This is a genomic window from Nocardioides marinisabuli (genome assembly GCF_013466785.1).
Taxonomy (GTDB): Bacteria; Actinomycetota; Actinomycetes; order Propionibacteriales; family Nocardioidaceae; genus Nocardioides; species Nocardioides marinisabuli.
Genome location: NZ_CP059163.1, coordinates 391,996 through 405,223, shown reverse-complemented (window position 1 = coordinate 405,223; position 13,228 = coordinate 391,996). Strand labels below are relative to the sequence as shown.

The window sequence follows — 13,228 nt, the reverse complement described above, 5'->3', positions numbered from 1 at the left end:
CGGCTGCCACGGACCAGCGGGGGGCTGCATGGAGCCGGACGTCTCGACCACAGCGCTGGCGCGCATCGACGCGCTGCACCGCGGCCTGACCCGCGTGGTGCTCGACGGAGGCGGCCTCGACGCCGTGGCCGGCGAGGTCGCCCGGGTGCTCGACGTCGGGGTGCTGGTGACCTCGACCGACGGGCGCGAGCGCGCGGCCGCGCTGCCCGGCGAGCTGCGCGACCGGCTGGCCGCCCTCGACCTGGTCACCTCCGGTGGCCGGGTGCGGGTCGAGCGGATGGAGGGCCGCGGCGCCCCCGTCGGCGACGGCGAGGCGCGTGGCGTCGGCGTCGGGACGGGCGAGCACGAGCTGGCCCGGCTGGTCGCGGTGCGCGCCGACGGCCCGATCGGGGTCGAGGAGGTCGCGCTGCTCGAGCGCGCCGCCGACCTGACGGCGCTGCTGGTGACCCGCCAGGACGCCGTGGCCGAGGTCGAGCACAAGTACGCCGGCGACTTCCTGCGCGACGTCTTCCTGGGTCGCGCCGGCGACGACGTCTTCGTCTCCGAGCACGCCGCCTCGCTCGGCTGGCGACTCGAGGGACCCACGGTGGTGCTGGTCGCCGAGATCGACCCCGCACCCGAGGCCGGGGTGGCCGACCGGGTGCAGTGGCGACGCTGGCAGGAGCGCTTCGCGGCCGCCTGGCGCCAGGTGCTGCGCGGCCTCGACGCGAGCGTGCCCGTCGTCGACCTCTCCCACGAGGTGGTGGTGCTGGTGCCGCTGGACGAGCAGGCGACCGGCACCGAGCCGCTGCCCGGCGAGGACGTCGTACGACGGGTGGTGGCGGCGGTCGCCGGCGACAAGGGCGGCGGGCGCCGGCCGTTCTCGGTGGGGGTCAGCCGCCCCGCCCCGGGCCTCGGCGACCTGCCGGCGGCGTACGCGCAGGCCCGCCGAGCGGTCGACGTGGGGCGTCGGGTGCGCGGCGGCGGCTCGACGACGTTCTTCGACCAGCTCGGGCTGCACCGGCTGATCGCGATGGTGCCCGACGTCGCCGAGCTGCGGGCCTTCGCCGACGACGTGCTGGGCCCGCTGGCCGCCGACACCACCGAGGCGGTCGACCTGCGCGAGACCCTCCAGGTGCTGCTCGACACCAACTTCAACGTCGCCGAGGCCGCGCGCACCCAGTTCTTCCACTACAACACGATGCGCTACCGCGTCTCCAAGCTCGAGCGCCTCCTCGGCCCGCTCTCCAGCGACCCCCACCTGCGCCTCGACGTCGCCGTGGCCCTCCGGGTGCTCGACGTCGCCGGTTGACGGCCGAGCAGTCACTTTTGAACCACCGAGCGGTCAGGTTTGAACCCTCGACCGGTCACTTCCGCACCGTCGAAAAAGTTTTCGATCCGCTTGTGGAAAATGGGGTTTGACCTGGTGCTTTGTCGGTGGGCCCTGAGATACTTTGATCATGTCCACCACTGCTGCGCACCCCGTCGGGAGTGCTGTCGCGCGGGCCCACGTGGTGCTGGACGAGGTCGCGGAGATGTCTACCTGGTCGATGAGCCAGGCCGAGACCGCGCAGGCGATCGTGGAGGCCTCGCGGCTCCAGGCACGGCTGGCCGCAGTGCAGTCCCGGCTGCTGGAGCACGCGGATACCGTCGCGGTGCAGGAGCGCAACGCCTCGCCGTCGTTGGCGGTGTGGCACTCGAACGTGACCCGGTCGACCAAGCGGGAGTCGTTCCGTCAGGTACGCCTGGCCGAGGGACTGGCGCGTCACGTCCTGGTGCGCGAGGCGTTGGGTCGTGGGGATCTGGTCGCGGAGCAGGCGTCGGTGATCTGTACGTCGTTGGATGCGCTGCCCGACGACCTCGACCCGGCGGTCCTCGAGCAGGCCACTGCGGCGTTGGTGGCGTTCGCTGGGGTGCACGACGCGAAGGCGCTGCGGGTGCTGGGGCGTCGCATTCTTGATGTCGTCGCCCCGGAGGTGGGGGAGGCGTGGGAGGCCGAGCTGCTCGATCGTGAGGAGCGCGAGGCCGAGAAGTCGTCGGTGTTCCGGATGCGCGAGGACGGCCACGGCCGGATCAAGGGGTCCTTCACCGTCCCGAGTCTGGTGGGGCAGATGCTCGAGAAGGCCTTGATGGCGTTCGCCGCCCCCAAGCACCAGATCGCCAACCGGGCAAGCACGGATAAGGCACCGGAACCGGTACGCCGGCCCACCGCGCGGCGGCTGGGCGATGCGTTCGTCGAGCTCATCGAACGACTCGACCCCAAGCGACTGCCCCGCGCCGGTGGGGTCAACGCGACCGTGGTCGTCACCATGACCCTCGCCTCGCTGCAGGGTGGGCTGGCGGCGGCTGCGCTCGACACCGGCGGCCGGATCTCCGCTGGCGACGCGCGGCGGTTGGCGTGCGAGGCCGGGATCGTGCCCGTCGTCCTCGACGGGGAGAGCAAACCCCTCGATGTGGGCCGGGCGAAGCGGTTCTTCACCAAGACCCAGCGCATCGCGATGGGTATCCGCGACGGCGGCTGCACCGCCAGGGGCTGCGACGCACCACCAGCGATGTGTCATGCCCACCACGACGACCCCTGGTCCCACCACGGCCTCACCGACCTGGCCCGCGGCCGCCTGCTGTGCCCGTATCACCACCGACGCATCCACGACCCCGACTACGAAGTCGACATCGGCGCCGACAACCAGGTCACCTTCCACCACCGCACCTAGACCCCGCTCTTCCCTGCGTGAGTACCAGGACGGCGTACGCCGCGAGCCGGCCGGTTCGAACCAGCCGACTCGACGCGACCGCCGTGGGTCGAGCGACCGTCGCAACCCGGTGACCCCACGGCGTACGGCGAGGTCGGCGCGGTGCTTGCGGGGTCTCGGCGACGCGCGTCGCTGGCGCTCCTTGCTGCTCGACCAACGGAGCGGCGTGCGGCGAGGTCGGCGCGGTGCTTGCGGGGTCTCGGCGACGCGCGTCGCTGGCGCTCCTTGCTGCTCGACCAACGGAGCGGCGTGCGGCGAGGTCGGCGGGGTTCTTGCGGGGTCTCGGCGACGCGCGTCGCTGGCGCTCCTTGCTGCTCGACCAACGGAGCGGCGTACGGCGAGGTCGGCGCGGTTCTTGCGGGGTCTCGGCGACGCGCGTCGCTGGCGCTCCTTGCTGCTCGACCAACGGAACGTCGTACGCCGAGGTGGGTGTGGTTCTTGTGGGGTCTCGGCGACGCGCGTCGCTGGCGCTCCTTGCTGCTCGACCAGCGGCTCGTCGTACGCCGTGAGCTGGCGCCGGCTCGGTGCGCGGCGCGCCCGTGTGCCAGCGATTGCCGTCGCTGGGGCGTCGCCTTCGGCGAGACTTGCCGACGAGACCGGCACCGAGGTCTCACTAGGTTGAGGTCCCTCGCAGCGGGTGGACCCGGAGGAACAGAGGTGGCGTGATGTCGATGTTCAGGTGGACCGTGGTGAAGCCCGGTCAGGGTGAGGCGGTGGCACCCGACGAGCGGCTCGACTGGGGGCGCACAGCCGGGATCGGCGCCCAGCACGTCGTGGCGATGTTCGGGGCGACGTTCGTCTTCCCGCTGATCATGGGGCTCAACGCCAACCTCGCGATCATGATGAGCGGCATCGCGACGATCTGCTTCCTGCTGATCGTGCGCAACAAGGTGCCCAGCTACCTCGGCACCAGCGCGTCCTTCGTCGGCGGCGCCGCAGCGATCTACAACCAGGGCGGCAGCCCCTCCGACGTCACGGGCGCGATCCTGGTCTCCGGCGTCATCCTCGCGCTGGTGGGCCTCTTCATCCACGTGGCCGGCACCGGCATGGTCAACGCGGTGCTGCCCCCGGTGGTGACCGGCGCGGTCGTGCTGCTGATCGGCTTCAACCTCGCCCCGGTCGCGACCTCGGTCTACATGCCGGCCGACTACTGGATCGCGCTGCTGACGATGACCGCCGTCATCGTCATGGCCGTGGGGCTGCGCGGCTTCCTGGGGCGCATCGCGATCTTCCTGGGCCTGATCTTCGGGTACGTCGTCTCCTGGCTCGCCGACCTGACCCTCGGCCCGATCACCTCGGTCACCCCGTCCTCCAACGGCGAGGCCGTCGAGCACGACCGCGTCGACTGGTCGCTGGTCTCGGGGGCCGACTGGTTCGGGTTCCCCGACAAGACCACCGCGGGCGCGGTCGGCTGGCACCTCCCGTCCTTCAGCATCACCTTCACGCTGCTGGTCATCCCCGCGGTCATCGCCCTGGTCGCCGAGAACGTCGGGCACGTCAAGGCGGTCGCCGAGATGACCGGCCGCGACCTCGACCCCGAGATGGGCCGCGCGGTCGGCGCCGACGGCGTCGCCACGGTCATCGCCACCTCGATCGGCGGCTCGCCGACCACGACGTACGCCGAGAACATCGGCGTGATGGCCACGACCCGGGTCTACTCGACCGCGGCCTACTACGTGGCGGCCGTGACCGCGATCCTGCTCGGTCTGGTCCCCAAGTTCGGGGCGATCGTCAACGCCACCCCCTCCGCCGTGCTGGGCGGCATCACCCTTGTCCTCTACGGGATGATCGGACTGCTCGGCGCGAAGATCTGGAAGGAGAACGGGGTGGACTTCGGCAACCCGGTCAACCTCGTCCCGGTCGCGGCCGGCCTGGTGATGGGCATCGGCCTGGGCACCGACCAGTTCTTCCCGGTGACCGACGACTTCACCCTCGGCGGCATCGCCGCCGGCACGATCATCATCGTCGCGGGCTACCACCTGGCGCGCGCCATCGCGCCCGCCCCGGCCGACGGCACGATGCTCTCGGTCGGCACCGAGGGCGTGCACCACGAGGGCGGCCAGGCCCGCCCCGACCACGAGGGCCGGCACCGGGGGTGAGCCCGACGTGAAGCCCGCGCCCGTCGGCTACCTGCGCCCGACCAGCCTCGAGGAGGCCTGTCGGGCACTGGCGGACGACCCCGACGCCAAGGTGCTGGCGGGCGGGCAGAGCCTGGTGCCGCTGCTGTCGATGCGGCTGGCGGCTCCGAGCACGCTGGTCGACATCAACGCGCTGCCGGGGCTCGACGGCGTCGAGGTGGACGAGGCCGGCGTGCGGGTGGGCGCGCTGGTGCGCCACGCCGACCTGCTCGCCCACGACGGGGCCGCGCGGGTCCAGCCGCTGCTGCGGATGGCGCTGAGCCACGTCGCGCACGCCCCGATCCGCAACCGCGGCACCACCGTCGGCTCGCTGGTGCACGCCGACGCCGCCGCCGAGATGCCGGCCGTGCTGGCCCTGCTCGGCGGCACCGTCGAGGTGGTCTCCGCCCGCGGCACCCGCACCGTGGCCGGCGCCGACCTGGTCGTCGGACCGCTGGAGAGCTCGCTGGCCCACGACGAGGTCGCCACCTCGGCGTGGTTCCCCGCGCTCGCCGACGGCCAGGGGGTCGGGTTCGCCGAGATCTCGCGCCGGCAGGGCGACTACGCGCTCTGCGGGGTCGCAGCCCTCGTACGTCGGGCCGCCGGCCGGGTCGTAGAGGCCCGCGCGGCCTACCTCGCCGTCGACGAGACCCCCACCGTCGTCGACCTGCTGCCCGCCCTCGACGGTGACCCCGACGGTGACCCCGACGAGGCGAGGCTCGCGGCGGCCGCCGACCTCGCCCTCGCCTCCCTCTCGCCGGCCGGCGACATCCACGCCACCGAGCAGTACCGTGCCCACCTCGCCCGGGTGCTGACCGTCCGGGTGCTGCGCGAGGCCGACGACCACGCCCGCCGGCGCGGGCAGGGGGGAGCCGCATGAGCGCCGAGGAGCCGCACGAGGTGCACCTCGTGGTCAACGGCACGACGTACGACGTGCAGGTGCCCGCCCGGCGCCTGCTCAGCGACGCCCTGCGCCACGACCTCGGGCTGACCGGCACCCACGTGGGCTGCGAGCACGGCGTGTGCGGCGCCTGCACCGTGCTGCTCGACGGGCGCCCGGTGCGGGCCTGCCTGCTGCTGGCGGTCACCGTCGACGGCCACGAGGTCACCACCGTCGAGGGCCTGGCCGGCCCCGACGGCACGCTCAGCGCCGTGCAGGAGGGGTTCCGCCAGTGCCACGGCCTGCAGTGCGGGTTCTGCACGCCGGGCTTCCTGACCACGGTCACCGCCGGGCTGCGCGAGAACCCCGACCCGACCCACGAGGAGGCCCGGGAGATGGTCGCCGGGAACCTGTGCCGCTGCACCGGCTACCAGAACATCGTGCGCGCCGTGGAGCGCGCCGCCGAGCTCGGCCGGGAGCAGGCGTGACCACGCGGCTGACCGGTGCCCCGGTGCAGCGCACCGAGGACCGCCGCCTGCTCACCGGCGCCGGCCGCTTCGTCGACGACGTGCAGGTCGGGCCGCAGACGCTGCACGCGGCGGTGCTGCGCAGCCCGCACGCCCACGCGCGCATCGTCGACATCGACGTCGACGCGGTGCTCGACCTCGAGGGCGTGCACCTGGTCTGGACCCACGAGGACCTCGCGGGGGTCTCGGCCCCGCTGGCCGAGCCGCTGCCGCTGCTGATCCCGCACCCGGCGCTGACGCACGGCCGCACCCAGCACGCCCTGGCCCGCGACGAGGTCAACCACGTCGGCGAGGCCGTCGCGTTCGTGGTGGCCGACGACCGCTACGTCGCCGAGGACGCCGTCGCGCGCATCCGGGTGACGTGGGAGGTGCTGGAGCCGGTGGTCGGCCTCGAGCAGGCCCGGGCCGGTGAGCGCCTGGTGCACGACGACGTGCCCGGCAACGTCGGCGCCCGGCTCGAGCAGGGCACCGCCGACGCCGAGCAGATGGCTGCGGCCCTCGAGGCGGCGCCGCACCGGCTCGCCCTCGACCTCGAGGTCGAGCGCTCGGCCTGCACCCCGCTGGAGGGCCGCGGCACGGTCGCGCGCTGGGACCCCGACTCCGACCGCCTCCAGGTGTGGACCTCCACCCAGACCTCCACCGGCGTGCGCGCCGCGGTGGCCGCGAGACTGGGCCTCGACCTGGGCCAGGTCGACGTGATCACCCCCGACGTGGGCGGCGGCTTCGGGGTCAAGATCAACCACCCCTGGCCCGAGGAGCTGCTGGTGCCGGCGGCCGCCCGCGTGCTGGGGCGGGTGGTGAAGTTCACCGAGGACCGCCGCGAGCACTTCGTCTCCTCGGCCCACGAGCGCGGCCAGCTCCAGCACGTCGAGGTCGGCTTCGACGACGAGGGCCGGCTGCTGGCCCTCGACGTGGAGTTCTGGCACGACCACGGCGCCTACACGCCGTACGGGCTGATCGTGCCGATCATCACCAGCACCCAGCTGCTCGGGCCCTACAAGCCGCAGCTCTACCGGGTGGTCTTCGAGTCGCTCTACACCAACACCACGATGGTCACGCCCTACCGCGGCGCCGGGCGCCCGCAGGGCTGCTACGCCATGGAGCGCACCATGGACGCGATCGCCGCCCACCTGGGCCGCGACCGCACGGAGGTGCGCGCGGCCAACTTCATCCAGCCCGACGAGTTCCCCTACGACCAGGGGCTGGTCTTCCAGGACGGCCGCGAGCTCGAGTACGACTCCGGCGACTACCCGGCGCTGCTCGAGAAGGCCAAGGCGCTGGTGGGGTGGGACGAGTTCGAGACGTTCCGCGCCGAGATGGCCGCCGAGGGGCGCCGGGTCGGCATCGGCCTGGCCTGCTACGTCGAGGGCACCGGCGTCGGTCCCTACGAGGGCGCCCACGTGCACGTCGAGACCAGCGGCAAGGTCAAGGTCGCCACCGGCCTGACCACCCAGGGCCAGGGCCACCAGACCGTCTTCGCCCAGCTCGTCGCCGACGAGCTCGGCTGCCGCTTCGAGGACGTCGAGGTGGTCACCGGCGACACCCGTCGGATGCCGTACGCCGTGGGCACCTTCGCCTCGCGCGCGGCGGTGATGAGCGGCTCGGCGATCCACCTGGCCGCCAAGCGGACCAAGGAGAAGGCGCTGCGGATCGCCGCCGACGCCCTGGAGGCCGACGAGGCCGACCTGGAGATCGTCGAGGGGAGCGTGCGGGTCAAGGGCTCGCCCGGCTCCGCCATCGACCTGGGCACGGTCGCGGTGCTCTCCAACCCGCTGCGCTACGCCTTCGACGAGGCCTCCAAGGCCGCCACCCAGTTCTCCGTCGGCGACCCCGGCCGGCCGCCGGTCGCCGAGGACGACGAGCCCGGCCTGGAGGGCAAGGACTTCTACAGCCCCGAGCGGGCCACCTTCGCCTCCGGCATCCACGCCGTCGTCGTCGAGACCGACCCCGACACCGCCGAGGTCACCATCCTCAAGTACGCCGTCGTGCACGACTGCGGCACGCTGGTCAACCCGATGATCGTGGAGGGCCAGATCCACGGCGGTGTCGCCCAGGGCGTCGCCGGGGCGCTCTTCGAGCGGATGGCCTACGACGAGTCCGGGCAGCTGCTCAACGCCTCGTTCATGGACTTCCTGATGCCCTACGTCACCGAGGTGCCCGACGGCATCGACATCGACCACCAGGAGACGCCGAGCCCGCTCAACCCGCTCGGGATCAAGGGCGCCGGCGAGGCCGGGGTGATCCCGTCGGCCGCCGTCTTCGCCGCGGCCATCGAGGACGCCGAGGGCATCCGGGTGACCCGGATGCCGATGTCGCCCTCCGACCTCTTCCACCTGCGGACCGACCAGCGACAGGAGCCCACCTCGTGAGGATCAGCGGAGAGCACGTGCTGGAGCGACCCGTCGCGCTGGTGTGGGACGCCCTGCTCGACCCGGTGGTGCTCGTGGGCACCATCCCGGGCTGCTCGCGGCTCGAGCGGCTGCCCGGCGACGCGGGGGAGCACGCCTACGCCATGACCGTCACCGCGGGCGTGGCCGCGATCAAGGGCACGTACGACGGCACCTGCACGCTCGGCGACCTGGTCGAGCACGAGTCGCTGACCATGCACCTGCAGGGCGCCGGCGCGCCGGGCACGGTCGACGCCCGGGTCGCGGTGCGCTTCGAGCCCGCCGAGGGGGGCACCCGCATCACCTACGACGCCGACGCCACCGTCGGCGGCATGGTGGGCGGCGTCGGCCAGCGGATGCTGACCTCGGTGTCGCGGCGGATGGCCGCGGAGTTCTTCGGCAACGTCGCCGCCGCCCTGGCCGGCGGGCCCGCCCCGGCCGCGGTCGCACCGGCCGTCGCGGGGGCCGCCGAGCGCGAGCAGCCGGGCACGGTCTACACGACCACCGGTGCCGGCCCGGACGCGTTCGCGGCGGGCAACGCCTTCTGGCAGGGCGTCGCCACCGGTGCCGGGCTGGTGCTCCTGGGGGTGTTCGCGGGTGCCCGCTGGACGCGTCGGCCATGATGCGGGGGTGAGCAGCCAGCAGCCGGGTCGTGACCTGACCGTCCACTCCAGCGCGCGCGAGATGGCCGCGGCCGTGCGCACGCGACGGATCTCGGCGCGCGAGCTGCTCGAGCTGCACCTGGCCCGCATCGACGAGCGCAACCCCGAGCTCAACGCCGTCGTCAACCTCGACGCCGACCGCGCGCGGGCGGGCGCGGCGGCCGCCGACGAGCACCTGGCGCGCGGCGGCCCGCTCGGTCCGCTGCACGGGCTCCCGTTCGCCTTCAAGGACACCCACGCCGTGGCCGGCTGGCCCACGACGTACGGCTCCCCGCTCTTCGCCGACCACGTGCCCCAGCACGACGAGCTGCTCGTCGAGCGGGTACGCCGCGCCGGTGTCGTGGTGCTCGGGCGCACCAACGTGCCCGAGTTCGCCGCCGGGTCGCACACCTTCAACCGGCTCTTCGGCACCACCCGCAACCCCCACGACCCCAGCCGCAGCGCCGGTGGCTCGAGCGGCGGGGCGGCGGGCCGCGCTGGCCAGCGGCATGGTGCCGCTGGCCGACGGCTCCGACATGGGCGGCTCGCTGCGCAACCCGGCGTCGTTCTGCGGCGTGGTGGGGATGCGCCCCAGCCTCGGCCGGGTGCCCGAGTGGCCGCTCTACAACCAGTGGGAGACGACCTCGGTCGGCGGCCCGCTGGCCCGCGACGTCGGCGACCTGGCCCTGCTGCTCTCGGTCCTGGCCGGCCCCGACCCCCGTGCCCCGATGGCGCTCGGCGAGCCCGGGCACCGCTTCGCCGCCCCGCTCGAGCCGACGCCCCGGGCCCTGCACGGGCTGCGGGTCGCCTGGTCGCTCGACCTGGGCGGGGCCTTCGCGGTCGACGAGGAGGTCGCGGTCGTCACCGAGCAGGCCGGCCGCCTGATGGCGCGCCACGGCGCCCGGGTGCACGGCGCCCACCCCGACCTCAGCGAGGGCGACGACACCTTCCGCACCCTGCGCGCCTGGCACCTGCACGCCAAGCTCGGGCCGCTGCTGGCCGAGCACCCCGGCGAGCTCAAGGCCAGCCTCGCCGACAACATCCGCGCGGGCGCGCCCCTCACCGGCACCGACGTGGCCGGCGCCTACACCCAGCGCACGACGCTCGGCGAGCGGATGCGCCAGTTCTTCACCCACCACGACCTGCTGGTGCTGCCGGTCTCCCAGGTGGCGCCCTTCCCCGCCGAGCAGGAGTACCCGACCCAGGTCGCCGGGCGCCCGATGGCCTCCTACCTCGACTGGATGCGCTCGGCCTACCTGGTCACCGTCACCGGCTGCCCCTCGATCGCCGTGCCCGCCGGCCGCACCCCCGAGGGGCTGCCGGTCGGCGTCCAGCTGGTCGGCCCGCACGGCAGCGACCGGCGCCTGCTCGAGGTCGCCGCAGCGTTCGAGGCGGCCCGTGAGCAGGGGTGAGGAGCCGCTGTGGCGGCTGGCCGGGTCGCTGCACCCGGCGTACGCCGCCGTCGACTGGGCGGCCACCGGGCTGGGGGAGCCGCGCGACTGGAGCCCCGCGCTGCGCAGCACGCTCGCGCTGGCGCTCGAGACCCGCTTCGCGATGGCCCTGTTCTGGGGCCCCGACCAGGTGCTGCTCTACAACGAGGCCTTCGTCGGGCTGATCGCCGACAAGCACCCGGCGGCGCTGGGGCGTCCCACCCGGGACGTCTTCCCCGAGGCGTGGGACCAGATCGGGCCGATGCTGCACTCGGTGGTCGAGGACGCCACGCCGACGTGGGTCGTCGACGCGGAGGTGCCGTTGCGGCGCTCGGGCTTCCTCGAGGAGTGCTACTTCACCTTCTCCTACTCGCCGGTGCGCGGGCCCGACGGTGCCGTCGAGGGGGCCGTCGACATCGTCACCGAGACCACCCGCCAGGTCGTCGCGCGCCGGCGGCTGCAGGTGCTGACCCGGCTCGACCAGGGCCTGGCCCGGGTCTCGAGCACCGCCGGCCTGGTCGACCTGGCGGTGCGCGTGCTGGGCGCCGACCCCGGCGACCTCAGCGAGGTCGAGGCGGTCCCCGGGGCGGTCGCCGACCCCGTCGTGCTCGAGAGCGTGGGCGCGCCGGGGGAGGGCACGGTGGCCCGCATCGCCCTGCCGGTGCCCGACCCGCGGGCACCCCAGCAGCACCTGCGGGTCCGGCTCAGCGACCGCCTCGCCCTCGACGAGGACTACGTCGACTTCCTGCGCTCCCTGGCTGGCGCGCTGCAGCAGGCGCTGGAGCTGATGGCCGCCCGCGACTCCGACCGCCGGCTCTCCGAGGCGCTGCAGCGCAGCCTGCTGACCCGGCCCGCCCACGGCCCCACGCTCCAGGTCGCGGTGCGCTACCAGCCCGCCGCCGAGAAGGCCCGGGTCGGCGGGGACTGGTACGACGCCTACGTGCTGCCCGACGGGGCGCTCGCCGTCATGGTCGGCGACGTCGCCGGCCACGACCAGCACGCCGCCGCCGCGATGGGCCAGCTGCGCAACCTGACCCGCGGTGTCGCCTACAGCGCCCGCCTGGCGCTGCCCGCCCGCGTGCTGAGCGACCTCGACCGCGCGATGGCCGGGCTCGGCGTCGACGAGGTCGCCACCGCGGTGCTGGCCGTGGTCGAGGACGGCGGGCCCGACGGCCAGCTGCTGCACTGGAGCAACGCCGGGCACCCGCCGCCGGTGGTCGTCGAGGCCGACGGGTCGGTGCGGCTGCTCGAGGACGTGCCCGACCTGCTGCTGGGCCTCGACCCCGAGACCCGGCGCGCCGACCACCGGCTGCGGCTGCGCCCCGGCGACACCCTCCTGCTCTACACCGACGGCCTCGTCGAGCGGCGCGACGCGGCGCTCGCCGACGGACTCGCCTGGCTGGTCGCGACCCTCGAGGGCTGGGGCGACCGCGATCCCGAGGACCTCTGCGACCACCTGCTCACCGAGGTGGGCCAGCACGAGGACGACCTGGTGCTGCTGGCCCTGCGCGCCCGCACCTGACCGGCGCGCGGCTGACCAGCGGGGGCCCGGTTGTCGTATGCTCGCCCATCGTCCGGGAGGCACCCCGGGCGCACCGCGAGGAGGCACACGATCACCGCACCCAGCGCCGCCCAGCCCACCGGCGAGGCACCCCACGGCACCGTCCCGATCGGGGTGGTCCTCGGTGGTGTGCAGAAGGCCGCCACCAGCACGCTCTACCGCGTCCTGGTCAGCCACCAGCACATCACCCGGGCCCCGCAGAAGGAGTGGCACTTCTTCGACGACGACTCCCTCGACTGGGAGCGTCCCGACTTCAGCCACTACCAGGTCGCGCTGCGCTCGGCGCGCTCGAAGGCCACGATGGGCGTCGACGCCACCCCGTCGTACCTCTTCTGGCCGGGCGCGCTGGAGCGGATCCGCTCCTGGAACCCCGACGTGCCGCTGATCTTCTGCTTCCGCGACCCGATCGAGCGCGCCTTCTCGCACTGGGTGATGAACTGGACGCGCCGGCTGCCCTCCGACGAGCGGATCACCTTCGCCGAGTCGGTGCGCATCGGCTTCGACCCGTCGTGGATCGGCACCCGCCCCGACGGCTGGGACGCCAAGTCGCTGCGCACCCGCACCGTGGTCGCACGCGGCTTCTACGGCGCCCAGCTGGCCCGGGTGCACTCGATCTTCCCCCGCGAGCAGGTGCACCTCGTCGACTTCCACCAGATGGTCAGGGCCCAGCACGACACCGCCGAGGACCTGGTGGCGCGCCTGGGGCTGCCGCCGTACAAGAAGCGGTTCGAGCCGCTGGCGCGCAGCGCCTCGCAGACCGACTTCGAGGCCGACGCGCCCACCGCCGACGACATCGCCGTGCTGCTCGACCGCTTCGCCGACGACCACCGCGCCTTCAGCGAGACCTCCGGGCTCGACACCTCGGGATGGACCACCAGCCGGCTGCTGGCCGGGGAGCTCACCCCCGGCGACGTCGCCGAGAAGCTGGGGCGCAAGGCCGGCCTGCTGTAGCC

Annotated in this window: 10 protein-coding genes and 1 pseudogene; all 11 read left to right on the top strand. The window is 73.9% G+C overall.

All coding sequences use genetic code 11. From position 1 onward, the window contains the following. The first annotated feature begins 28 nt into the window (after nucleotides 1–28). The 11 genes and pseudogenes from H0S66_RS01905 (at nucleotide 29) to H0S66_RS01860 (ending at nucleotide 13,226) form a co-directional block, all read left to right on the top strand. Entirely contained in the window at nucleotides 29–1,291 is a 1,263-nt protein-coding gene (locus H0S66_RS01905; RefSeq protein WP_179613875.1) for a PucR family transcriptional regulator, read from the top strand. Nucleotides 1,292–1,439: 148 nt separating this feature from the next. After that, nucleotides 1,440–2,693, top strand: a complete 1,254-nt coding sequence (locus H0S66_RS01900; protein ID WP_179613874.1) for an HNH endonuclease signature motif containing protein — start codon at nucleotides 1,440–1,442, stop codon at nucleotides 2,691–2,693. A 704-nt stretch (nucleotides 2,694–3,397) separates the two neighbouring features. After that, the gene (locus H0S66_RS01895) at nucleotides 3,398–4,831 is read left to right on the top strand and encodes a uracil-xanthine permease family protein (RefSeq protein WP_179613873.1); all 1,434 of its coding nucleotides are present in this window, start codon (nucleotides 3,398–3,400) and stop codon (nucleotides 4,829–4,831) included. A 7-nt stretch (nucleotides 4,832–4,838) separates the two neighbouring features. Next, nucleotides 4,839–5,729, top strand: coding sequence for an FAD binding domain-containing protein (locus tag H0S66_RS01890; protein WP_179613872.1), 891 nt, complete (start codon nucleotides 4,839–4,841; stop codon nucleotides 5,727–5,729). Beyond that, nucleotides 5,726–6,217, top strand: a complete 492-nt coding sequence (locus H0S66_RS01885; RefSeq protein WP_179613871.1) for a (2Fe-2S)-binding protein — start codon at nucleotides 5,726–5,728, stop codon at nucleotides 6,215–6,217. The genes H0S66_RS01890 and H0S66_RS01885 overlap by 4 nt, the downstream gene beginning before the upstream one ends. Further along, nucleotides 6,214–8,625 (top strand): aerobic carbon-monoxide dehydrogenase large subunit, encoded by a 2,412-nt coding sequence (gene cutA / locus H0S66_RS01880; RefSeq protein WP_179613870.1) that lies wholly within the window; start codon nucleotides 6,214–6,216, stop codon nucleotides 8,623–8,625. The genes H0S66_RS01885 and cutA overlap by 4 nt, the downstream gene beginning before the upstream one ends. Further along, nucleotides 8,622–9,266, top strand: coding sequence for an SRPBCC family protein (locus H0S66_RS01875; protein WP_179613869.1), 645 nt, complete (start codon nucleotides 8,622–8,624; stop codon nucleotides 9,264–9,266). Before cutA ends, H0S66_RS01875 begins: the two co-directional genes overlap by 4 nt. A 61-nt stretch (nucleotides 9,267–9,327) precedes the next feature. After that, a pseudogene (locus H0S66_RS20920) lies at nucleotides 9,328–9,714 on the top strand (amidase family protein); the annotation flags it as partial. Nucleotides 9,715–9,751: 37 nt separating this feature from the next. Further along, the gene (locus tag H0S66_RS01870) at nucleotides 9,752–10,696 is read left to right on the top strand and encodes an amidase (RefSeq protein ID WP_258017062.1); all 945 of its coding nucleotides are present in this window, start codon (nucleotides 9,752–9,754) and stop codon (nucleotides 10,694–10,696) included. Then, nucleotides 10,683–12,236: a SpoIIE family protein phosphatase gene (locus H0S66_RS01865; RefSeq protein WP_179613868.1), complete on the top strand. Its 1,554-nt coding sequence runs from the start codon at nucleotides 10,683–10,685 to the stop codon at nucleotides 12,234–12,236. Before H0S66_RS01870 ends, H0S66_RS01865 begins: the two co-directional genes overlap by 14 nt. Before the next feature lie 153 nt (nucleotides 12,237–12,389). Beyond that, a complete protein-coding gene (locus tag H0S66_RS01860) occupies nucleotides 12,390–13,226 on the top strand; it encodes a sulfotransferase family protein (RefSeq protein ID WP_179613867.1) in 837 nt (278 codons plus the stop codon). The last annotated feature ends 2 nt before the right edge of the window (nucleotides 13,227–13,228 follow it).